The 23093-nt window shown below is 62.1% G+C and carries 24 protein-coding genes and 1 tRNA gene; 22 read left to right on the top strand and 3 right to left on the bottom strand.

Annotation, left to right across the window (positions count from 1 at the left end; all coding sequences use genetic code 11):
- From VEZ38_RS10405 to VEZ38_RS10480, 16 genes are all read left to right on the top strand, one after another.
- Positions 1-187: histidinol dehydrogenase (locus VEZ38_RS10405; protein ID WP_324893293.1), on the top strand; the 187-nt coding region annotated here is incomplete at its 5' end.
- A gap of 167 nt (positions 188-354) precedes the next feature.
- Positions 355-951, top strand: coding sequence for an imidazoleglycerol-phosphate dehydratase HisB (hisB, locus tag VEZ38_RS10410; RefSeq protein WP_324893294.1), 597 nt, complete (start codon positions 355-357; stop codon positions 949-951).
- 7 nt (positions 952-958) lie between these two features.
- Entirely contained in the window at positions 959-1597 is a 639-nt protein-coding gene (hisH, locus tag VEZ38_RS10415; protein WP_324893295.1) for an imidazole glycerol phosphate synthase subunit HisH, read from the top strand.
- Positions 1594-2358: a phosphoribosylformimino-5-aminoimidazole carboxamide ribotide isomerase gene (gene hisA / locus VEZ38_RS10420; protein ID WP_324893296.1), complete on the top strand. Its 765-nt coding sequence runs from the start codon at positions 1594-1596 to the stop codon at positions 2356-2358. The genes hisH and hisA overlap by 4 nt, the downstream gene beginning before the upstream one ends.
- A 16-nt stretch (positions 2359-2374) precedes the next feature.
- The gene (gene hisF, locus VEZ38_RS10425; RefSeq protein WP_324893297.1) at positions 2375-3133 is read left to right on the top strand and encodes an imidazole glycerol phosphate synthase subunit HisF; all 759 of its coding nucleotides are present in this window, start codon (positions 2375-2377) and stop codon (positions 3131-3133) included.
- Positions 3130-3804: a bifunctional phosphoribosyl-AMP cyclohydrolase/phosphoribosyl-ATP diphosphatase HisIE gene (gene hisIE / locus VEZ38_RS10430; protein WP_324893298.1), complete on the top strand. Its 675-nt coding sequence runs from the start codon at positions 3130-3132 to the stop codon at positions 3802-3804. The genes hisF and hisIE overlap by 4 nt, the downstream gene beginning before the upstream one ends.
- Before the next feature lie 113 nt (positions 3805-3917).
- Positions 3918-4874 carry a ribose-phosphate diphosphokinase gene (locus tag VEZ38_RS10435; RefSeq protein WP_414694698.1) on the top strand — a complete coding sequence of 319 codons (957 nt, stop codon included), beginning with the start codon at positions 3918-3920 and terminating at the stop codon, positions 4872-4874.
- A 101-nt stretch (positions 4875-4975) separates the two neighbouring features.
- Entirely contained in the window at positions 4976-6724 is a 1749-nt protein-coding gene (locus VEZ38_RS10440; protein ID WP_414694699.1) for a tetratricopeptide repeat protein, read from the top strand.
- 75 nt (positions 6725-6799) lie between these two features.
- On the top strand, positions 6800-7753 hold the full coding sequence (gene trxB / locus VEZ38_RS10445; protein WP_324893299.1) for a thioredoxin-disulfide reductase: 954 nt from the start codon (positions 6800-6802) through the stop codon (positions 7751-7753).
- 243 nt (positions 7754-7996) lie between these two features.
- A complete protein-coding gene (locus tag VEZ38_RS10450) occupies positions 7997-8947 on the top strand; it encodes an ROK family glucokinase (protein ID WP_324893300.1) in 951 nt (316 codons plus the stop codon).
- Positions 8948-9004: 57 nt separating this feature from the next.
- On the top strand, positions 9005-9904 hold the full coding sequence (gene rapZ, locus VEZ38_RS10455) for an RNase adapter RapZ (protein WP_324893301.1): 900 nt from the start codon (positions 9005-9007) through the stop codon (positions 9902-9904).
- 24 nt (positions 9905-9928) lie between these two features.
- Entirely contained in the window at positions 9929-10897 is a 969-nt protein-coding gene (locus tag VEZ38_RS10460) for a YvcK family protein (protein ID WP_324893319.1), read from the top strand.
- 25 nt (positions 10898-10922) lie between these two features.
- Positions 10923-11849 (top strand): DNA-binding protein WhiA, encoded by a 927-nt coding sequence (gene whiA, locus VEZ38_RS10465; RefSeq protein ID WP_324893302.1) that lies wholly within the window; start codon positions 10923-10925, stop codon positions 11847-11849.
- Between the two features lie 115 nt (positions 11850-11964).
- Positions 11965-12234: an HPr family phosphocarrier protein gene (locus VEZ38_RS10470; RefSeq protein ID WP_138197319.1), complete on the top strand. Its 270-nt coding sequence runs from the start codon at positions 11965-11967 to the stop codon at positions 12232-12234.
- Positions 12235-12375: 141 nt separating this feature from the next.
- On the top strand, positions 12376-13161 hold the full coding sequence (gene map / locus VEZ38_RS10475) for a type I methionyl aminopeptidase (RefSeq protein WP_324893303.1): 786 nt from the start codon (positions 12376-12378) through the stop codon (positions 13159-13161).
- Between the two features lie 107 nt (positions 13162-13268).
- Positions 13269-14060 (top strand): SIMPL domain-containing protein, encoded by a 792-nt coding sequence (locus VEZ38_RS10480; RefSeq protein ID WP_324893304.1) that lies wholly within the window; start codon positions 13269-13271, stop codon positions 14058-14060.
- A gap of 72 nt (positions 14061-14132) precedes the next feature.
- Here the strand turns inward: VEZ38_RS10480 and clpP are convergent, their stop codons facing one another.
- Positions 14133-14714 (bottom strand): ATP-dependent Clp endopeptidase proteolytic subunit ClpP, encoded by a 582-nt coding sequence (clpP, locus tag VEZ38_RS10485; protein WP_324893320.1) that lies wholly within the window; start codon positions 14712-14714, stop codon positions 14133-14135.
- Positions 14715-14804: 90 nt separating this feature from the next.
- Positions 14805-15611, bottom strand: a complete 807-nt coding sequence (locus VEZ38_RS10490) for an AraC family transcriptional regulator (RefSeq protein ID WP_324893305.1) — start codon at positions 15609-15611, stop codon at positions 14805-14807.
- Between the two features lie 118 nt (positions 15612-15729).
- Between VEZ38_RS10490 and VEZ38_RS10495 the strand changes: the two genes are divergently transcribed.
- Complete coding sequence (locus tag VEZ38_RS10495) at positions 15730-16557, top strand: phytanoyl-CoA dioxygenase family protein (protein WP_324893306.1); 828 nt, start codon at positions 15730-15732, stop codon at positions 16555-16557.
- A gap of 256 nt (positions 16558-16813) precedes the next feature.
- Here VEZ38_RS10495 and VEZ38_RS10500 read toward each other — a convergent pair.
- Positions 16814-16888 (bottom strand) — tRNA-Arg (locus tag VEZ38_RS10500).
- Between the two features lie 297 nt (positions 16889-17185).
- On the opposite strand from VEZ38_RS10500, the gene VEZ38_RS10505 reads away from it, so the two are divergent.
- From VEZ38_RS10505 to gpmI, 5 genes are all read left to right on the top strand, one after another.
- On the top strand, positions 17186-18235 hold the full coding sequence (locus VEZ38_RS10505; RefSeq protein ID WP_324893307.1) for a sugar-binding transcriptional regulator: 1050 nt from the start codon (positions 17186-17188) through the stop codon (positions 18233-18235).
- Between the two features lie 92 nt (positions 18236-18327).
- Positions 18328-19332: a type I glyceraldehyde-3-phosphate dehydrogenase gene (gene gap, locus VEZ38_RS10510; protein ID WP_324893308.1), complete on the top strand. Its 1005-nt coding sequence runs from the start codon at positions 18328-18330 to the stop codon at positions 19330-19332.
- 103 nt (positions 19333-19435) lie between these two features.
- Positions 19436-20629 (top strand): phosphoglycerate kinase, encoded by a 1194-nt coding sequence (locus VEZ38_RS10515; RefSeq protein ID WP_324893309.1) that lies wholly within the window; start codon positions 19436-19438, stop codon positions 20627-20629.
- Between the two features lie 25 nt (positions 20630-20654).
- Positions 20655-21416, top strand: a complete 762-nt coding sequence (gene tpiA / locus VEZ38_RS10520; protein WP_324893310.1) for a triose-phosphate isomerase — start codon at positions 20655-20657, stop codon at positions 21414-21416.
- A complete protein-coding gene (gene gpmI / locus VEZ38_RS10525) occupies positions 21413-22954 on the top strand; it encodes a 2,3-bisphosphoglycerate-independent phosphoglycerate mutase (RefSeq protein WP_324893311.1) in 1542 nt (513 codons plus the stop codon). Before tpiA ends, gpmI begins: the two co-directional genes overlap by 4 nt.
- The last annotated feature ends 139 nt before the right edge of the window (positions 22955-23093 follow it).

Raw genomic sequence — 23093 nt, forward strand, 5'->3', positions numbered from 1 at the left:
CGGGACGGCGCGGTTCTTTTCGCCGCTCGGCGTCGATACGTTCCTGAAGCGCTCGAGCCTCATCTCGTACAGCCGCGAGGCGCTCCTGCGGGACGGGGAGCGCATTATGACGCTGGCGCGCCGCGAGGGGCTCGAGGGCCATGCGCAGGCGATCGCGGTGCGGCTTGAGGCGGAGAGCGGACGCTAGTATCGGCGGGGTCCGGCTCCGCGGGCCGGCGGCGGCGAGATAGTCGGAGAAACTCCGACTAAAGCGACTCGGCGGGCCGGCGGCGGCGAGATAGTCGGAGAAACTCCGACTAAAGCGGTCCGGCGGCGGGGAACTTTTTCGAAAGAAGAAACGGGGGGCTACGGAAGATGGCAGGAGAAGCGCGCAGGGCGGAGATCGCCCGGAAGACGAACGAGACGGATATTCGGCTTGCGTTCGGGATCGACGGGACGGGGACGTCGCGGCTGGAGACGGACGTGCCGTTCCTGAATCATATGTTGGATTTGTTCGCGAAGCACGGGCAGTTCGAGCTGGACGTGGAGGCGCGGGGGGACGTCGAAATCGACGATCACCATACGGTGGAGGATATCGGTATCTGCCTCGGGGCGGCGCTGAAGGAAGCGCTCGGCGACAAGCGCGGCATCAAGCGGTACGCGAGCGTGTTCGTGCCGATGGACGAGGCGCTCGCGCAGGTCGTGATCGATATTAGCGGGCGGCCGCATTTCGAGCTGAAGGGCGAGTTTCCGGCGGCGTCGGTCGGCACGTTCACGGTGGAGCTCGTGCACGAGTTTTTGTGGAAGCTGGCGCTGGAGTCGCGCATCACGCTGCATGTGATCGTGCATTACGGGCGCAATACGCACCATATGATCGAAGCGGTGTTCAAGGCGCTCGGCCGGGCGCTCGACGAGGCGACGTCGATCGATCCCCGCGTGCAAGGAGTGCCTTCGACGAAGGGAGTGCTCTAACGGGGCGATGAGGAAAATCGCGATTATCGACTATGGCATGGGCAACCTGCACAGCGTGAGCAAGGCGGTGGAACGTCTCGGGTCCGAGGCGGTCGTGACGCCGGAGCCGGAGGCGATCCTCGCCGCGGACGGCGTCATCCTGCCGGGCGTCGGCGCGTTCGGGGACGCGATGGAGCTGATCCGCGCGTCGAAGCTCGACGAGACGATCGCGCAGGCGGCGGCGAGCGGGAAGCCGCTGCTCGGCATCTGCCTCGGCATGCAGCTGCTCTTTACGGACAGCGAGGAGCACGGGTACCATCAGGGCCTTAATTTGCTGCCGGGCCATGTCGAGCGGTTCAAGGGCAGCTTCAAGGTGCCGCATATGGGATGGAATCGGCTGAAGAAGCTGCAGGACAGCCCGCTGTTCGACGGTGTCGACGGCGGTCACGCGTATTTTGTGCATTCGTATCGGGTCGTTCCGGAGGAGCGCGGCGACCTGCTCGCGACGGCGGACTATTACGGCGAGGTGTCGGCGGTTGTCGGCCGCGGCAATGTGTTCGGGATGCAGTTCCACCCGGAAAAGAGCAGCGACGTCGGCATGCGGCTGCTCGGCAACTTTCTGCGGCTAGCCGCCGGCGCCTCGAAGACGGGGGAACGTCAGCCGTGAATTTCAGACCGTGCATCGATCTGCACCAAGGGAAAGTAAAGCAGATCGTAGGCGAAACGCTGCAATCGGATCCGAGCCGCGTCGTCGAAAACTTCGTATCCACGCAATCGCCCGCCTACTATGCCTCGATGTATCGCGAGGACGGCCTGACCGGCGGCCATATCATTATGCTCGGCGGCGGCAACGAGGAAGCGGCGGAGGAAGCGCTCCGGGCGTATCCCGGCGGGCTGCAGATCGGCGGCGGCATCCGCGCGGATAACGCGGGCCGATACCTCGAGCTCGGCGCCTCGCACGTGATCGTCACGTCGTACATTTTCCAAGACGGGAAGCTGAACCGCGAAAACCTGGAGCGCATCGTCGCGGCGGTCGGCAAGGACCGCCTCGTCATCGACCTGAGCTGCAAGGAGCGGGACGGAAAATATTACGTCGTCACGAATCAATGGCGCACGTTCAGCGACGTCGAGGTGAACGCCGAGAGTCTCGCCGAGCTGGCGGCGTATTGCGACGAATTTCTTATTCACGCGGTGGACGTGGAGGGCAAGCGCGAGGGCGTACAGGAGAAGCTTGCGGCGCAGCTCGCGGAATGGGCGCCGATCCCGACGACGTACGCCGGCGGGGCGCGGTCGATCGACGACCTCGAACGGTTCCGCGACATTACGGGCGGCAAGCTCGACATTACGATCGGCAGCGCGCTCGATATTTTTGGGGGGCGGCTGGCATACCGCGACGTGATCGCGTATACCCGTCAGGGCATGCGCTAGGGAGGGACTTTAGAAAATGTTAGCGAAACGTATCATCCCGTGCCTCGACGTGAAGGACGGACGCGTCGTGAAGGGCGTCAACTTCGTCAATTTGCGCGATGCGGGCGATCCCGTGGAGCTCGCCGCGATCTATGACCGCGAGGGCGCTGACGAGCTCGTGTTCCTCGACATCTCCGCGTCTCACGAGGGGCGTGCGACGATGGTGGACGTCGTCCGGCAGACGGCCGGCGAAATCCGCATTCCGTTCACGGTCGGCGGCGGCATCGCGTCGGTCGACGACATGAAGCGGCTGCTGCGCGCCGGGGCCGATAAGACCGGCATCAATACGGCGGCAGTGCTGAACCCGCAGCTCATTACGGACGGCGCCCGCAAATTCGGCAGCCAATGCATCGTCGTCGCGATCGACGCGCGGTACAACCCCGAATGGAAGACGTGGGAGGTGTACACGCACGGCGGCCGCAAGCCGACGGGCATCGAGGCGATCGAGTGGGCGCGCAAGGCCGAACGGCTCGGCGCGGGCGAGCTGCTGCTGACGTCGATGGACGCGGACGGCACGAAGGACGGCTTCGACCTGCCGCTGACGCGGGCGGTGTCGGAGGCGGTCGGCATTCCGGTCATCGCCTCGGGCGGCGCCGGCCGCGTGGAGCACTTCGCCGACGTATTCACGCAAGGCAAGGCCGACGCGGGACTCGCCGCGACGATCTTTCATTATAAAGAGCTGTCGATCGATCAGGTGAAAGGTTATTTGTTCGGGAAGGGAGTCGAGGTTCGATGACGGGATATACAGTGTATAGGCCATTGAAAGAAATCGCTTCGGATATCAGCTGGGACGAGCGCGGCCTCGTACCGGCGATCGTGCAGGACGCCCGCACGAAGCAAGTACTGATGATGGCGTATATGAACGAGGAATCGTTCCTGCTGTCCGTAGAGAAGGGCGAGACGGTGTTCTGGAGCCGTTCCCGGGGCGAGCTATGGCATAAGGGCGCGACGTCCGGCAACACGCAGCGCATCGTCGGCGTTCACCTCGACTGCGACGGCGACACGCTGTTGATCGAGGTCATACCGGCCGGTCCGGCGTGCCATACGGGCACGACGACGTGCTTCGAGCGGCCGTTGGCGCAGCCGGAGCAAGCGCCATCGCCGACACCGAAAGAAAATCGCTTCGCGATTCTCGAAGCGCTGGAGCGGACGATCGCCCAGCGGGAGCGGGAGATGCCGGAAGGCGCGTACACGACTTATTTGTTCGAAAAGGGCGTCGATAAAATTCTAAAGAAAGTCGGCGAAGAAGCGGGCGAAGTCATTATCGCGGCGAAAAATCGGAGCGCGGAGGAACTGCGCTACGAAGCGAGCGATCTGATCTTCCATCTGCTCGTGCTGCTGCAAGAGCAGAAGCTGCCGCTCGACGAGGTGCTGCGGGAGCTCGAGCGCCGGCACCAACCGAAATAGCCAGCCTTGCCTCCGAATGGCGTTCGGGGGCGAGGTTTTTTTCTTGGCGGCGTTAATGGTACAATTCAATGTAAAGAATTTGTTGCGAACGCGACGAGGAGGAACGGACGGGCATGCCATTGCACAACAGTCGAGTGAAGGTGTTTAGCGGAACGTCGAATCCGCAGTTGGCGGAGGCGATGTGCGCGGAGCTCGGAGTGGAGCTCGGGCGCATTAAAATCGCCCGGTTCAAGAGCGGCGAAATCTATGTGCATTACGAGGAGACGATCCGCAACTGCGACGTATATATCGTGCAATCGCTGTCGCATCCGATCAACGAGCTGCTCGTTGAGCTGATGGTGATGATCGACGCGGCGAAGCGGGCGTCCGCGCGCACGATCAACCTCGTAATGCCGTACTACGGCTATGCGCGGCAGGAGCGGAAGGCGGCGCCGCGGGAGCCGATCAGCGCGAAGATGGTGGCGGACATCCTGACGACGGTCGGCGCGACGCGCGTCGTGACGATCGATTTGCACGCGCCGGCGATTCAAGGCTTCTTCAACATTCCGGTGGATCATCTGACGGCGCTCGACATTATCAGCGACGAAATTCGCCGCATGAACCCCCCGAACCCGATCGTCGTCTCCCCCGACGCCGGCCGCGCGAAGATGGCGGAGAAGCTGGCGGGCTACCTCGATCTGTCGTTCGCGATCATGATTAAGAAGCGGCCGACGCATAACGAGTCGGTCATTACGCATATTATCGGCGACGTGGAGGGCCATACGCCGATCATCATCGAAGACCTCATCGACACGGGGTCGACGATCGTGAACGTCGTGGAAGGCCTTAAGGAAAAGGGCGCCCTCGACGCGATTATTTGCGCGACGCATCCGGTGTTTTCCGACGGCGCGATTCGCCGGATGGAGCATCCGAACATCGCGAAGGTGCTCGTGACGGACTCGATCGCGCTGCCCGAGACGCTGCCGTCGAACGTGCAGGTGCGCTCGGTCGCGCCGCTGCTCGCGGACGCGATCCGAATTATTCACGAGGGCGGGTCGATCTCGGTGCTGTTCAAAAGCGGCGGCGTCTAAGGACGGGCGGCGCCGGAAGGCGGTTACGGGCCGGGCGGAAACTATGGTATACTCAAACATGAACTGACATCAACGGTGGAAGACGGAGGTGCCGATCGCAATTGGAAAAGAGGAAGCATCTGAAACCTACGAATAAAGTCATCCCGCTGTCTATGGATGCGACGTTCTTTTTTGAAAGAGCGGTACAGTCCCTGGACCGATTGAAATACGACAAGGCGCTGAAGTATTTCCGACGCGCGGTCGAGTACGAGCCGGACAATCCGGTCAATCATTGCAACATGGCGGGCATTTTGTCGGAGATGGGGAAATACGGCGAGTCCAACGACGTGCTGCGTCACATCGTGGACCTCGTCGACCCTTCGATGACGGAATGTTATTTCTATATGGCGAACAACTTCGCGAACATGGAAGATTTCGAATCGGCCGAGGAGGCGCTCGTCCATTATTTGGAGCACGACGCGAACGGGCAGTTCCTCGACGAGTCGGAAGAGATGATGGAGCTGCTGAGCATGGAGCTCGAGCGGCCGATGAAGCTGTCGAAAATCAAGAGCCGCGAAGGGCTCGTCGAGCATGACCGCGCGCGGGCGCTGCTCGAGGAGGGCAAGTTCGCCGAAGCGATCAAGCTGCTGGAGAAGCTGGTGCAGATGCATCCGGAGTTTTCCGCTGCGCATAATAATCTTGCGCTGGCGTACTATTACGTCGGGCGGTTTACGGACGCGCTGCAGGCCGTACAGCAGGTGCTGGAGATCGACCCCGGCAACTTGCACGGCCTATGCAACTTGGGCATATTTTATCAGCATGCGGGGGAACGGGAGCCGCTCGAGGAGCTCGTCGCGCTGCTGGAGAAGACGGTGCCGTACCACCAGGAGCACGTCTTCAAGCTGGCGACGACGATGGGCGTCCTCGGGCGCCACGACTCGGCGCTGCGCCACTTCCGCCGGCTGCTCAAGACCGAAGCGGGGCAATCCGACGTGTGCTTGTACCATTACGCGGCCGTCGCCTGCTATAACCTCGACCGGTACGCGGAGGCGCGCCGCTATTGGAAGCAAGCCGAGAAGCTGGACCCGGGCTCGGATATTCCGAAGTTCCATATGAACGTGCTCGATCGCATCGAGAGCGGCCTTGCGACCGACGGGAAGATGACGATCAGCTACCATTACCATCTGCCGTTCGAGGAGCAGCTGCGCCAGCTCCAGCGGGCGCAGAGCGCCGGGTACGTGCCGGAGCGGCTGCGCAACGATCCGCTGCTTCGCTCGTCGTTCTTCTGGGCGCTGCGCCACGGCGACCGGGAGACGAAGCTGCAGGTTATCCAGGCGTACGGCATGCTCGGCGACGCGGAGGTCGCGGACTCGCTGCGGGAGCTGCTGGCGGACCCGACGGAAGACGACTACGTGAAGCGGGTGTCCGTCTTCGCCTTGCGCGGCATGGGCGTCAAGGGGCCGATCGCGGCGACGATCGGGGGACGTGACGTGACGTTCGAGAAGAACGTATACTCGCCGAACTTGCCCGTGTGGCATCCCGAATGGCAGGAGATTATCGACTTGGCGCTCGTGCGCATGTCGACGCGCTACGATATGATCCAGCAATTCGACATGATGACGCTGTGGGTCGAATTTTTGACCCGCTCGTATCCGGCCGTTCCGAAGATTTCGAAGAAGGAAGGCTGGGCGGGCGCGCTCGAATATTTGACGGCGAAGATGCACCGCCGCACGACGTCGTACGACGACGTCGCCCGCCGGTACGGCGTATCGATTACGACGGTCAGCAAGCACGCGAAGCTGATCGACGAAACGTGCGGGCTGCGGGAGAAGATGAATTCGATCTTTGCGAATTTCGACGGAAAGTTGTAAGATAGATTACGTATTTTAGAATCATTCTAAACAGCTTCGTTATACGGGCAAGTATCGGATTGGAGGAGAGAGACGATGCGGAAAGTCATCATTATCGGAACGGGCCCTGCGGGGCTGACGGCCGCGATTTACTTGGCGCGGGCCAACATGAACCCGCTGATCATCGAAGGGCCGGAGCCGGGCGGACAGCTTACGACGACGACCGAGGTGGAAAACTTCCCGGGCTTCCCGGACGGCATCATGGGACCCGAGCTGATGGATAATATGCGCAAGCAGGCCGAGCGCTTCGGCGCGGAGTTCAAGACCGGCTGGGTGAACAGCGTCGATCTGTCGAAGCGCCCGTTCAAGCTGCAAGTCGAAGGCCACGGCGAGCTGGTCGCCGAAGCGCTCGTCATCTCGACGGGAGCGTCCGCGAAATATCTCGGCATCCCGGGCGAGAAGGACAACGTCGGCCGGGGCGTAAGCACCTGCGCGACGTGCGACGGCTTTTTCTTCCGCGGGAAGAAGATTATCGTCGTGGGCGGCGGCGACTCGGCGATGGAGGAAGCGTCGTTCCTGACGAAATTCGCATCGCAGGTTACGCTCGTTCATCGCCGCGAAGAGCTTCGCGCTTCGAAGATCATGCAGGATCGCGCGCGGGAGAACGAGAAAATCAAGTGGGCGCTCAACATGACGCCGCTTGAGGTGCTCGCCGGCGAGAAAGGCGTGACGGGGCTTAAAGTGCGCAACAACGCGACGGGCGCGGAAGAGGTCATCGAGACGGACGGCATCTTCGTCGCGATCGGTCACACGCCGAACACGAAGTTCCTCGGCGGGGCGATCGAGACGGACGAAGTCGGCTACATCCAAGTGAAGCCGGGCACGTCCGAGACGAATATTCCGGGCGTCTTCGCCTGCGGCGACGTGCAGGACAACAAATATCGGCAGGCGATCACGGCCGCGGGCAGCGGCTGCATGGCGGCGCTCGACGCGGAGCGGTTCCTTGAGGGGCACGCGGCGCACGACTGGAGCCAGACGCTGTCGAAGTAACGCGATTGCGGAGTACGGGAACGCCGTTCGACCCGATAAGGTCGAACGGCGTTTTCGTTTTGAGCGAAATCATCGTCCCAAACGGACGTCGCAAGGCATATTATCTTCTCCGGGAGGCCGGTTCCGCCCCTGCAAGTCCGGCGGAATTTGGCACCGTTCGGCCTCGTCCGCGCCTTGACCTCCCGGGACGGTTGCCTTATAGTGAGGTACAGAATCAATACGGTGACAAGGTGGGAATCGCGCATGACGCAACCCTTATACGTGGGCGTCGATATCGGCGGAACGACGGTCAAAGTAGGCTTATGCAACGAGGAAGGCAAGCTCTTGCACACATATGAAGGACCGACGGGCAGCGAGCAGGGCCCGGACGCGTCGCTCGGAAACATCGCCGAGTATGCGCGCCGCGTCGTGAACGACAACGGGTACGCTTGGGAGGACGTCCAAGGCATCGGCGTCGGCATGCCCGGCTTTATGAATTTCGAGACGGGCGTCGTGCATCTGTCGGCGAACTTCCCCGGCTGGAAGGACGTGCCGGTGAAGTCGAAGCTGGAGCAGCTGACGGGCAAGACGGTGCGGATCAACAACGACGCGAACGTCGCGGCGCTCGGCGAAGCGTGGAGCGGCGCGGGACGCGGACTTCAGAACGTCGTCGTCTTTACGCTCGGCACAGGCGTCGGCGGGGGCATCATCATCCGCGGCCAAATTTACGAGGGCTTCTCGGGCATGGCCGGCGAGCTCGGCCATGTGCAGGTCGTGCCGGATATGGAAGCGATCCAATGCGGCTGCGGCCAGCATGGCTGCGTCGAGACGGTGTCGTCCGCGACGGGCATCATTCGTATGGCGAAGGATGCCGTGGAGCGCGGGGATAAGACGTCGCTGGCCGCCCTTCCGAGCATCGCGGCGAAGGACGTGTTCGACGCGGCGAAGGCGGGCGACGAGGTCGCGATTCGCATCGTGAAGCGGGCGGCGTATTATCTCGGCAAGACGCTCGCGGCGACGGCGGTTATCGTGAATCCGGAGCGGTTCATTCTGGGCGGCGGCGTCGCCCGCGCGGGAGACGTCCTGTTCGACGCGGTGCGCGAGGTATTCGCGAAATATACCCCGAAGCAAGCGGTCGTCGACGTCGTGCCGGCGGAGCTCGGCAACGATGCGGGCGTCGTCGGCGCGGCGGGCCTGAACCTGCGCGCGATCTAGCGCGCAGCGAAGCGAAGACGGCCTCGAGCGGCGAACTGCAGGAAGGCGAGGAGAGCCATGGAGACGAATCAGACGCATTCGACGGCGCCCGCGAAGCTCGTCATTATTACGGGCATGTCGGGGGCGGGCAAGACGATCGCGGTGCAAAGCTTGGAGGACTTGGGCTTCTTCTGCGTAGACAATTTGCCCCCGGTGCTCATTCCGAAATTCGCGGAGCTGATCGAGCAATCGCAGGGCCGCATCGGCAAGGTGGCGCTCGTCATCGACCTCCGCGGGCGGGAGTTTTTTACGGCGTTGTCGGAATCGCTGGCGTATTTAAAACATCATGCCACCGTTCATTTCGAAATATTGTATTTAGACGCGACCGACACGGTCTTGGTACAGCGTTATAAGGAAAGCCGGCGCCGCCATCCGCTTGCGCCGACGGGGGCGCCGCTCGAGGGCATTCGCCACGAGCGCGTGCTGCTCGAGGAGCTCAAGGGGATGGCGACGCAGGTGATCGATACGAGCAGCTTGAAGCCGGCGGCGCTCAAGGAGCGGATCGCGTCGCGGTTTACGGATGCCGAGACGCACGCGATGTCGATCAACATCGTCTCGTTCGGCTTTAAGTACGGCGTGCCGATCGACGCGGATCTCATTTTCGACGTAAGGTTTCTGCCGAATCCGCATTACGTGGAGCAGCTGCGTCCGAACACGGGGAAAGATCCGGACGTCTACGATTATGTCATGAAGTGGAACGATACGCAGACGTTCCTCGCGAAGCTGCACGATATGTTGAATTTTTTGATTCCGCAGTATCGGAAGGAAGGCAAGGGCCAAGTCGTCATCGGCATCGGCTGCACGGGCGGCAAGCACCGCTCCGTCGCGATCGCGGAATATTTGGGCAAGGCGTTCTCGGGCAGCGAGACGGAGGCAGTTCGCGTGAATCATCGCGACGCGGACAAGGATCGACACTAGAGGGGAGCGGGGCGATTGGCGAACATGGAGGCGGCGGCGAACGCCGCGAACCCGCGGATCGTCGTCATCGGCGGCGGCACCGGGCTGTCGGTCATGCTGCGGGGTTTGAAAAAGAAACCCGTCGACATTACCGCCATCGTCACGGTCGCGGACGACGGCGGCAGCTCCGGCCGCCTGCGCGACGAGCTGCAGATGCCGCCGCCCGGCGACATTCGCAGCGTCATCACCGCGCTCGCCGAGTCGGAGCCGCTGCTCAGCGAGATGCTGCAGTATCGCTTCTCGAACGGGACGGGATTGGCGGGACATAGTTTGGGCAACTTAATTTTGGCTGCGCTGAGAGACATTACCGGTGACTTCGTAACCGGCGTGCGGGAGCTGAGCCGCGTGCTCGCCGTGCGGGGCAGCGTGCTGCCGGCGTCGCACGACTCGATCGTGCTCATGGCGAAGATGAAGGACGGCGCCGTCGTCGAAGGCGAGTCCAAAATTACGAAATACGGCGGACGCATCGAGCGGGTGTATTTGCAGCCGCAGGACGTGACGCCGCTGCCGGAAGCGATCGAGGCCATTCGTGCGGCCGACGCGATCGTGCTCGGGCCGGGCAGTTTATATACCAGCGTGCTGCCGAACCTGCTCGTCCCCGGCATTACGGACGCGATCCGCGAATCGAGCGCGGTGAAAGCTTACATTTGCAACGTAATGACGCAGCCGGGGGAGACCGACGGGTATTCCGTCTCCGACCACGTGAACGCGATCGCCGAGCACGTCGGCGGGCGATTGTTCGATTACGTGATCGTGAACAACAGCGACATCCCGCGGCGCGTGCGCAGCCTTTATGCGGAGAAGGGCGCGGACGTCGTGCGCCTCGACCTGGACGCGCTCGCGTCGCTCGGATATACGACCATCGCCGACGAGCTGATTATGTTCCAAGGCGTGCTGCGGCACGACGCGAACAAGCTGAGCCGCCATATTTACGAATTGGCGACCGGCCGATAACAGGCAAGGAAGAGGGGAGACGAGGATGTCTTTCGCCGCCCAGACGAAGAAAGAACTGACGATGATCGAGGCCGACGACTGCTGCGCGAAGGCGGAGCTGTCGGCGCTCATCCGAATGAACGGCGCGATCCAAATTACGAACGGGCGCGTCGCGCTCGACATCACGACGGAGAACGCGGCCATCGCTCGTCGCATCTTTTCCTTATTGAAGCGTTCGTACCGCCTGCATGCCGAGGTGCTCGTCCGCAAGAAGATGCGTTTGAGGAAAAATAACATCTACATGGTGCGGGTGCCGGCCGGCGTGGAAGAGCTGCTCCGGTCGTTGTCCATCATCAAAGAAGGCTTTCAATTTACGCCGGGCATCGAGCCGGATATCGTAAAGGGGACTTGCTGCAAGCGATCCTATCTGCGCGGCGCGTTCCTGGCCGGAGGCTCCGTCAACAATCCGGAGGGGTCGTCGTACCATCTGGAGATCGCCTCGATGTACGAGGAGCACTGCATGGCGCTTTGCGATCTCGCCAATACGTTCTACCTGAACGCCCGCTGCATCGAGCGAAAGAAGGGTTACGTGCTTTATATCAAAGAAGGCGAGAAAATCATCGAGATGCTGAGCGTGATCGGCGCGCATCAGGCGCTGCTCAAGTTCGAGGACGTCCGGATCATGCGGGACATGCGCAACTCCGTCAACCGGATCGTCAATTGCGAAACCGCCAATTTGAATAAAACGATCGGCGCCGCCGTGCGGCAGATCGAGAACATAAAGCTGCTCGAGCAAGAAGTCGGACTGGACAACCTGCCCGAAAAGCTCCGGGAGGTCGCCGTCATTCGGCTGAAGTATCCGGACTTGAATTTGAAAGAGGTCGGGGAGCTGCTCGGAGGGCGCGTCAGCAAGTCCGGCGTCAATCATAGATTGAGAAAAATCGACGAAATGGCAGAAAAATTGAGAAATTAAGCCGCTTGCGCTTTTCATTCTAGTGCCAAGGGCGGAAAAGTGCTATAATAGTGAAAACTTCGTGGTAAACCGTTACGCTAATGGTATATTTACGGTTAGGGGGATATTGAATCCAATGACGAGACAGCCAGTGGTCGTGAAACTGAAAACTGGTCTCCACGCTAGACCCGCGGCTCTATTCGTGCAAGAAGCGAATAAATTTTCATCCGAAGTGTTCGTCGAGAAGGATGAGAAGAAAGTAAACGCGAAGAGCATTATGGGCATTATGAGCTTAGCGATCAGCTCGGGGACGGAAATTCACATAAGCGCGGAAGGTTCCGACGCCGAACAGGCTGTAAACGCTTTAGTAGCATTGGTCAGCAAGGAAGAGCTGGAAAACCAATAAGCACGAGGAGCTTCCGGGATCCGGGAGCTTTTTTTTCAGGGTTGGGCAATTTCATAAAATAACGAACGTCGGCTTCGGCTCCGGTGAATATACTGGAAGACGAAGCTTTTTTCGAGCCGAACGGGAGGGGACTGACGGAAGATGATCGTGACTACGGATCAAGAGTTAGCGGGGCTGCGTCTCGCGGGACGGGCGGTCGCCGCCGCGCGGGAGGCGATGCTGGCGGCGGTGGAGCCCGGCATTACGACGCTGGAGTTGGATCGCATCGGGGAACGGGTGCTGAAGGCGCACGGCGCGGCCTCGGGGCCGCAGACGATGTATAACTTTCCCGGCGCGACCTGCGTCAGCGTCAATCGGTGCGTGGCGCACGGCATTCCGGACGGACGCAAGCTGAAGGCGGGCGACCTGGTGAACGTCGACGTCTCGGCCGTACTGGACGGGTACTATGCCGACACCGGCTCCACGATGGTGTGCGGCGAGAGACCAGACGCCTATCGCAGCTTTGCGCCGGAGCATCCGTACGCGGAGAAGCTGCGGATTCTGGCGGCTTGCGAGCGGGCGTTGTTCGCCGGCATCGGCAAGGCGAAGGCGGGCGGCAAGCTGAGCGAAATTGGCCGCGCCGTCTTGCGCGAGGCGCAGAACAACGGGTATACGGTCATCCGCAATTTGACCGGGCACGGCCTCGGGAGACAGCTGCACGAGGAGCCGAGCCATGTGTTCAATTACCCGGATCCTCGGGAGCGCCGGCTGCTGAAGAAGGGCGTCGTGCTCGCGATCGAGCCGTTCTTGTCGACCGGCGCGCAAAACGTGAGCGAAGGAGAAGACGGCTGGGCGCTGCTCGTGCCGGACGACAGCCTCGTCGTTCAATTCGAGCATACGGTCGTCGTCACCGAAGGCGAAGCGGTCATCTTGACGCTGTCGGAATAATTGTCGGAAATTTCAGCCGAGCTCGGCAACATTCGGCGAGCCCCTTCCGTCTAGAAGGTAATTCTGAGCGATCAGATACACTATTTCGGACGAAAGAAGGGGTTTTTGTGTTGATCGGCGGCGGAGCGTTGAAGCGATGGGCGATGGCGGGCATGGTCGGGGCGTTGTTATCGGGGGCTGCGGTGTACGGTCCGGCGGTGCTGGATGCGGCGAAAGGGGGCACGGCGATGGCGGCGGAGGCGACGACGACGGCGCAAGCGGCGCGCACGATCGCGGTGTCGGGCGAGGGCAAGCTTACGGTGCAGCCGGACGTGGCGTACGTCTCCTTCGGCGTATTCACGCGGGAGAAGACGGCGAACGAGGCGCAGACGGCGAACGCGAAGACGTTCGCGGCGATCGAGAAGGCGCTGAAAGACCAGTTCGGCATCGCGGCGAAGGATATCAAGACGAGCGGGTTTTACGTGCAGCCGGAATACCATTGGTCGGAAAAGGGCGAATCGTCGATCGTCGGCTACACGGCCGATCATACGGTGACCGTGACGTACCGGGATTTGAACGGCTTAGGCAAGCTGCTGGACGCCGTCTCGAAGGCGGGCGCGAATCGGGTGAACGGCATCCAGTTCGGCACGGAGAAGCGCGAGGCATACGAGCTGCAGGCGATCGAGAAGGCGATGGCGAACGCGAAGACGAAGGCGGATACGATCGCGAAGGCGGCGGGGCGGTCCGTGAAGGGCGTGCTGCACGTGCAGCACAGCGGCGCGATGGGCGGCGGTCCGATCTACTACCCGATGGCGAAGGAAGCGGCCGCGATGGATATGACGGGCGCCATGCCGGCGACGTCGGTGCAGCCGGGCGAGCTGGAGATCACGACGTCGGTCAGCGTCACGTACGAGATGTAAGACGACGACATGAAAAGAGCGGCATTCCCGTAGCCCGTCTACAGGAAAGCCGCTCTTTTTCTTCTAAGAAAATTAAATCTTCTCGATGACTTTGTCGACCAAACCGTATTCCTTCGCTTCTTCGGCGGACATGAAGTAGTCGCGGTCGGTATCCTTCTCGATGCGCTCGAGCGGCTGCCCGGTCCGTTCGGACAAGATGCCGTTCAGCTTGTCGCGCAGCTTGAGGATCCGCTTCGCGCGAATTTCGATGTCGGACGCTTGCCCTTCCGCGCCGCCGAGCGGCTGGTGAATCATCACTTCGCCGTTCGGGAGGGAGTAGCGCTTGCCCTTCGCGCCCGCCGCAAGCAGGAACGCGCCCATCGAAGCCGCCATGCCGACGCAGATCGTCGAGACGTCCGGCTTAATGAATTGCATCGTATCGTAAATCGCCATGCCCGCCGTAATCGAACCGCCCGGGCTGTTGATGTATAGGCTGATATCTTTCTCCGGATCGTCGGCCGCAAGGAACAGCAGCTGGGCGATAATGCTGTTGGCCACGACGTCGTTCACGCCCGTACCCAAGAAAATGATGCGATCCTTCAACAATCGGGAGTAAATATCATAAGCACGTTCGCCGCGGTTCGTCTGCTCCACGACCATAGGAACCAAATTCATGTTCATCCGCTCTCATCCTCCGCTTCATCCAATGGAAACTAGTGTTGCCAAAATCATAATACCCCAATCCCGTACTAAAGTCAAAATTGGTCAAATAGGGTTTTGCTTCTTCACGTCCGTCGGGCGAAGTCCCGTAACTTGCTTGAATTGCCTGCTGAAAAAGTACACGCTGCTATAACCGAGCGCCTCCGCGACCTCCCCGACGCCCATGCCTTGATACCGCAGCAAATACCGCGCCCGCTCGATTCGTTTCCCGATAATGTACGCTTCGACCGTCTGTCCCATGATCGCTTTAAATTGGAGGGAGAAGTAGCGAGGGGACAGATGCGCCCGCCGGGCCAGCGATTGGATCGTATGCGGCTTCGCGGGGTCTTGGCTGACGTAGGCGGCGACCTCCGATAGGACGGGGTACAAGGGATGCGCGGAAGCGGGCGCCGAGACGGCATCTCGGCTCTCCCGCTCGAAGCATAGCAGCAGCAGCTTCAGCAGCATCCGCGCTTCCTCCTCGCGGCCGTGCTCCCGGGAACGCATCGCGTGAACGAAACGGTCCAAATACAGCTCTTGGGGCGATTCCGGCCCGAAGCGCACGAAGGAGGGGAGCGCCGCCAAGGCGGCGGGATCACCGACTTTCGAGAAGTGGATATACGTTACCGTCAGCGGCCGCTCCGGACGATGGCGCGCTTCGGTGCGGTCGCCCGGCCGAAACAGAAAGCAACTGCCTCGTCCGACCTCGCGCGACGTCCCGTTCAGCACGACCTCCCCTTCGCCGTCCCAGACGTACCAATAGTCGTAATCATGGAACGGCTGATGCGCCCGGTTCCACTTCCATTGCGGTTCGCATACGACCTTCCCGTAGTTTTCGTCCAATTGCAGCTCCGCGTCGCCGAAATTTCGCATCGTCTTTCCCGCCTTATGTAGAATCGTGCAAAACATGATGGCGTGCAATGCATTTATTGTAAGCCCTTCCGGCTATAAAATAAAGGGAAACTACCACATGAGGGCGGGATGGGCGACGATGACGGAGTGCAAAACGCCGGAGCAAATTTCGAAGGAATTGTATCGATACGATCGGGTAGCCGAAGTATGGGAAGGAGCGGAGCGCTTGGAGGAGGAACAGGTAGCCGCCTACCGGCGCGAGGGGTACGTAGCCGTAGGCGGCGTCCTCTCCCCGCTCGAGGTCGGAGCCTCCATCGAAGCGCTGCATGACTTGATCCATGTCGACGCTCGCGGGGCGAAGATTCAATACACGAAGCCGGCCGCCGAATTGCGCACCGCCGAGGAACGCGAGCTGGCGGTGCGGAAGGTGTACGACTTCGTAGAATTCGAACCGCGCTTGCATGCGGTCGCGCATCATCCTCGCATTCTCGCCGCCGTCGAGCGCTTGCTGGGAGAGCGGCCGGTGCTCGTGCAGGATATGGCGCTCTTGAAGCCGCCGAACGGGGGCGGCGAAAAGCCTTGGCACCAGGACATGGCGTACGGCCCCCTCGCGTTCGACAAGGCCGTCGCGGGGGTGTGGATCGCGCTCGACGAAGCGGGGCTGGACAACGGCTGCATGCACGTCATCCCCGGCTCCCACGCGGACGGGGCGACACCGCATTACGCCGTTCGCGATTGGCAGCTGTGCGATACGCACGTCGACGTGGAACGGGACGTCGCGGTGCCGCTCGCGCCGGGAGGGGTGCTGTTCTTCCACGGGCTGCTCAAGCACGGCACGCCTTACAACCTGTCCGCGAAGAAGCGGCGCGCGCTGCAGTTCCATTACGCGCCGGCGTCGGCCGCGAAGCTGACGCCGCAGGAGTATAAGCGGTTTTTCACGAACGAAATGACGGGCGCCGAGTGTTAGCGTCAGTGCTCGGGCGGGCCGCTCCGCCGTTATAGTCGGAGTTTCTCCGACTATCCACGCCTTGGAGGGCCGCGCCTCCGTTATAGTCGGAGTTTCTCCGACTATCCGCGCCTTGGCGGGCCGCGCCGCCGTTATAGTCGGAGTTTCTCCGACTATCCGCGCCATGGCGGACCGCGCCGCCGCGCCGCGGAACATCAAAAAAGCCGTCCCTTCGTCATCTAAGATGACGCCGGGGACGGCTTCTATTGTTTATGTATGGCGCGCCCGCAGGGAATTGAACCCCGATCTCAGGCTCCGGAGGCCTACGTCATATCCATTGGACCACGGGCGCGTATTACAAGTGACAGCGAAATTAAGTATATGACATTCGCCGAAGAAATGCAAGGGGCAATGGAAATCCATTTTCCGGAAGGCGGAAGTTCTCGACAAATGCTTTGAAAAGAGTTGCAAGCTGCCACCTCGTGGAGTAAAATAACGGTAGTGGGACTCATAATGTTGCAGTGGGACATTTATAGTCCCGAAACTCACGCGCTCGGCACGTTTTATCGTTCGAGGCTTCGGACAAAATGAACGTGTCGGGCGTGTACTATCCGAATGATGTCATGCGATGCGCTGGAGGTGGTTCGCGATGCGGACCGTTCTCGAAATTCAGAGAGTGTTGGCTCCGGACGTCGTGGACGTTCTTAAGAAGCGATACACGATACTTAGACACATCGGCGACGCGGGCGGCGTCGGGCGGCGCACGCTGGCGACGGCGCTCGGCATGACCGAGCGCGTGCTGCGCGCCGAGACCGAATTCCTCAAGCAGCAAGGGCTTGTGGACATCGAGACGTCCGGCATGCGGATCAGCGAGGCCGGCCTTCGGCTGCTCGAGGATATGGAGCCGATGATGAAAGAATGGTTCGGTCTCGCCGCGCTGGAGACGCGGATCGCCGCCGCCTACGGGCTGCGGCGGGTCGTCGTCGTGCCGGGCGACTCGGACGTCGATCCGGGAGCGAAGCGAGAGCTCGGCAAGGCGGGCGCCGCGATGCTGACCCAAGCGGCCGCCGCGGCGCGCGACGGGGAGACGTCCGGCGAGCCGCTCGTCGTCGCGATTACCGGCGGCTCCACGATCGTCGAGGTCGCCGACCATCTTAGCGCCTCCGCGGCGCTCAAGGGCGCCTTGTTCGTGCCGGCGCGGGGCGGGCTCGGAGAGCGCGTCGAGCTGCAGTCGAACACGATCGCCGCGACGATGGCCAAGCGCACCGGCGGCGGCTACCGGCTCATGCACGTGCCCGACGACGTCGGCGAGGAAGCGACCCTCTCGCTTATGAGCGAGCCGCATATTCGCGAAGTGGCGGATCTTGTGCGCAAAGCCCGCATCGCCGTACACGGCATTGGGGAAGCCTATGAGATGGCGCGCAGAAGGCGGGTCGGCGAGGCGACGATCGATCGGCTGCGCGCCGGCGGCGCGGTGGCCGAGTCGTTCGGCTATTATTTCAATCGCGCCGGGGACGTCGTGCATCGGATGCCGACGGTCGGCCTGCGGCTGGAGGATATCCAGCGCATGGAGACGGTCATCGCCGTCGCGGGCGGGGCCAGCAAGGCGGAGGCGATCGCCGCCGTCCTGCGGAACGGGCACGAGGACGTGCTCGTCATCGACGAAGGGGCCGCGCAGGCCATGCTGAAGTTCTCTTGACGCAATTACGCTCGCGCTCGTGATCGGTGAATTTCCGAGACGGCGGGGGCGGGCGTCTTGATATAAACCATTTTCCTAGGAGGTAATCTTTCATGGTTAAAGTAGGCATTAACGGTTTCGGTCGCATCGGACGCAACGTATTCCGCGCGGCATTCAGCAACCCGGATGTGGACATCGTCGCGATCAACGATTTGACGGACGTCAAGACGCTTGCTCACCTGCTCAAATACGACACGACGCACGGCAAATTCGAAGCGAGCGTCGAAGCGGCCGAAGGCGCGCTGATCGTAGACGGCAAGACGGTGAAGGTGTTCTCCGAGCGCGACCCGGGCAACCTGGCTTGGGGCAGCGTCGGCGCCGAAATCGTCATCGAGTCGACGGGCATCTTCACGGCGAAGGAGAAGGCCGAGCTGCACCTGAAGGGCGGCGCGAAGAAGGTCATCATCTCCGCTCCGGCGACGAACGAAGACATCACGATCGTTATGGGCGTCAACGAAGACAAGTACGATCCGGCGGCGCACACGATCATCTCGAACGCGTCCTGCACGACGAACTGCCTCGCGCCGTTCGCGAAGGTGCTTAACGACGAGTTCGGCATCGTGAAGGGCATGATGACGACGATCCACTCGTACACGAACGACCAATCCGTGCTCGACGTGCCGCATAAGGATCTCCGCCGCGCGCGCGCCGCAGCCGAAAACATCATTCCGTCGACGACGGGCGCGGCGAAGGCCGTTTCCCTCGTGCTTCCGGAGCTCAAAGGCAAGCTGAACGGCATGGCGTTCCGCGTGCCGACGCCGAACGTGTCCGTTACGGACCTCGTCGCGGAACTGTCCCGCTCGGTGACGGTCGACGAAGTGAACGCGGTGCTGAAGGAAGCGGCGAACGGCAAGCTCAAGGGCATCATGAACTACTCCGAAGAGCCGCTCGTCTCGAGCGACTACAACGGCGACCCGGCTTCCTCCACGATCGACGCGCTGTCCACGATGGTCGTCGAAGGCAACATGGTGAAGGTCGTCTCCTGGTACGACAACGAGTGGGGCTACTCGAACCGCGTCGTAGACCTCGTGGCCTACATCGCCGGCAAGGGTCTCTAATTCGAGCAACGCAACGCATCCCGCAAGGAAGGAAGGCGCTCCGGTACGCGTGACGGGGGCGCCTTTCCGCGGGTCTAGACCCAAATACGGAGGTTACGAACTCATGGCCTATAACAAGAAGAGCGTAAGAGACATCGAGGTTTCCGGGAAAAAGGTATTCGTCCGCGTCGACTTCAACGTGCCGCTCGAGAACGGTGCCATCACCGACGACACGCGGATCCGAGAGACGTTGCCGACGATTCAATATTTGATCGAGCGCGGCGCGAAGGTCATTCTCGCAAGCCATCTCGGGCGTCCGAAGGGCGAGGTCGTCGAAGAGCTGCGCCTGACGCCGGTCGCGGCGCGGCTGTCCGAGCTGCTCGGCGGCAAGCCGGTGGCGAAAGTCGACGAAGCGGTCGGTCCGGCGGCGGAAGCGGCGGTTGCGGCGTTGGCGGACGGCGACGTGCTGCTGCTCGAGAACGTACGCTTCTACCCGGGCGAAGAGAAGAACGACCCGGCGCTGGCGGCGCAGTTTGCGGCATTGGCTGACATCTACGTGAACGACGCGTTCGGCGCGGCGCATCGGGCGCACGCCTCGACGGAAGGCATCGCGCGGCAGCTGCCGGTCGCGGTGTCGGGGCTGCTCATGGAGAAGGAGCTCGCGGTGCTCGGCAAGGCGCTGTTTGATCCGGACCGCCCGTTCACGGCGATCGTCGGCGGCGCGAAGGTGAAGGACAAGATCGACGTCATCAACAAGCTGCTCGAGATCGCGGACAACGTCATCATCGGCGGCGGGCTGTCTTATACGTTCCTGAAGGCGCAAGGCTATGAAATCGGCAAGTCGCTGTGCGACGATTCCAAGCTCGACGTGGCGAAAGAGTTTATGGCGAAGGCGAAAGAGCGCGGCGTCAATTTCTTGATGCCGGTCGACATCGTCGTGACCGACGACTTCAGCCCGACGGCCAACACGCAAATCGTCGGCATCGACGCGATTCCGGCCGATTGGGAAGGCATCGACATCGGGCCGAAAACGCGGGAGATCTACGCGGAGACGATCGCGGCATCCAAGCTGATCGTCTGGAACGGGCCGATGGGCGTGTTCGAGATCGAGCCGTTCTCGCACGGGACGCGCGCGGTGGCGGAAGCTTGCGCGGCGACGTCCGGCTATACGGTCATCGGCGGCGGCGACTCTGCGGCGGCGGTCGAGAAGTTCGCGCTCGGCGACAAGATGGATCACATCTCCACGGGCGGCGGCGCGTCGCTCGAGTTCATGGAAGGCAAGGCGCTTCCGGGCGTCGTAGCGCTTAACGATAAGTAATTTTCCGTAGGAGGTTGTTCGAGACATGAGCAGAACCCCGATTATTGCAGGCAACTGGAAAATGTTCAAAACCGGCGCCGAAGCGTCCGCTTTCGTCGCGGAAGCGCAAGCGGCCGTCGCCGCCGTCTCCGGCGTGGAAGCGGTTGTCTGCGCGCCGTTCACGGCGCTGCCGGCGTTGGTGGAAGCCGCTCGCGGCACCGCAATCGCTGTAGGCGCGCAAAACATGCACTGGGAAGCGAACGGCGCGTACACGGGCGAGATCTCCGGCCCGATGCTGGTCGACCTCGGCGTGAAGTACGTCATCTTGGGCCACTCCGAGCGCCGCCAATATTTCGCGGAAACCGACGAGACGGTCAACAAGAAGACGAAAGCGGCGTTGTCGTATGGATTGATCCCGATCGTGTGCGTGGGCGAGTCGCTCGCGGAGCGGGAAGCGGAACGCACGAAGGACGTGTGCCGCACGCAGACGCTCGGCGCGCTCGAAGGCTTGACCGCCGAGCAAGTGGCGGGTCTCGTCATCGCGTATGAGCCGATCTGGGCGATCGGCACCGGCAAGTCGTCGACGGCGGCGGACGCGAACGAAGTCATTTCGTTCATCCGTTCGGTCGTGGCCGAGGCGTTCGGCGCCGACGCGGCGGCAGCGGTGCGCATTCAATACGGCGGCAGCGTGAAGCCGGAGAACGTGCGCGAGTATCTCGGCGCGTCCGACATCGACGGCGCTTTGGTCGGCGGCGCTTCGCTGCAGCCGGCGTCTTACGTCGCGCTGGTCGAGGGTGCGCGGGCATGAGCAACGTCCGTCCGAAGCCGGTAGCGCTCATTATTCTCGACGGCTTCGCGCTGCGCGGGGACGTGCACGGCAATGCGGTCGCGCAGGCGAAGAAGCCGAACTTCGACCGCTATTGGTCGACGTATCCGCACACGACGCTGACCGCGCACGGCGAGGCGGTCGGGCTGCCGGAGGGCCAGATGGGCAACTCCGAGGTCGGCCACCTGAACATCGGCGCGGGCCGCACCGTGTACCAGGATTTGACGCGCATCTCGAAGTCGATTCGCGATAACGAATTTTTCGATAACGAAACGCTGGTCGGCGCAGTGCGCCACGCAAAGACGAACGGCAAGAAGCTGCATCTGTACGGCTTGTTGTCCGACGGCGGCGTGCACAGCCATATCGGCCACCTGTTCGCCTTGCTAGAGCTTTGCAAGAAGGAGCAGCTGGACGAGGTGTACATCCACGCGTTCCTCGACGGCCGCGACGTCGCGCCGGACAGCGCGCGCAAGTATATGAGCCAGCTGCAGGAGAAGATCGCGGAGCTCGGCGTCGGCCGCATCGCGACGGTGCAAGGCCGCTATTATGCGATGGACCGCGACAAGCGATGGGAGCGGACCGAGAAGTCGTACCGCGCCATGGTGTACGGCGAAGGTCCGACGTACACGGACCCGATGGCGGCGATCGTCGAGTCGCACGAGAAGTCGGTGTACGACGAGTTCGTCATGCCGACGGTCATCGTGGGCGCGGACGGCGCGCCGGTCGGGTTAGTCGAGAGCGGCGACGCGGTCGTCTTTTTCAACTTCCGCCCGGACCGCGCGATCCAGCTGTCGCAGGTATTTACGAACGCCGACTTCCGCGGCTTCGACCGCGGCGAGAAGGCGCCTACGGGGCTGTATTTCGTCTGCTTGACGCTGTTCAGCGAGAGCGTCGACGGGTATGTTGCTTATAAGCCGAAAGAATTGGATAATACTTACGGGGAAGTGCTCGTGCAGCATGGCCTCAAGCAGCTGCGCATCGCGGAGACGGAAAAGTACCCGCACGTGACGTTCTTCTTCAGCGGCGGGCGCGACGTGGAGCTGCCGGGCGAGACGCGGATTTTGATCAACTCGCCGAAGGTCGCCACGTACGATCTGCAGCCGGAGATGAGCGCCTACGAGGTGGCGGCGGCTTGCGTCGCCGAGATTGAAGCGGGCAAGCATGACGCGATCGTTTTGAATTTCGCGAACCCGGACATGGTCGGCCACTCGGGTCTCCTCGAGCCGACGATCCGCGCCGTCGAAGCGACGGACGAATGCCTCGGGCGCGTCGTCGAGGCGGTGCTCGCCGCGGGCGGCGTGGCCGTCATTACGGCGGACCACGGCAACGCAGACGTCGTGACGAACGACGACGGCACGCGCAACACGGCGCACACGATCAACCCGGTGCCGCTCATCGTGACGCGCGAGGGCGTGTCGTTGCGGGACGACGGCATCCTGGCCGACATCGCGCCGACGCTACTCGAGCTGCTGCAGCTGCCGAAGCCGGCCGAGATGACGGGCGTGTCGCTGCTGAAGTAGCGGCGGAAGGCGCGCTTCTGGGCTGCGGGAGCGGGATAGTCGGAGAACCTCCGACTATCGGCGCGGTTCTGGGCTGCGGGAGCGGAATAGTCGGAGAAACTCCGACTATCGGCGCGGTTCTGAGCTGCGGGAGCGGGAT

Origin of the sequence: Paenibacillus sp. (assembly GCF_035645235.1) — a bacterium.
In the GTDB taxonomy this organism is placed as follows: Bacteria; Bacillota; Bacilli; order Paenibacillales; family YIM-B00363; genus Paenibacillus_AE.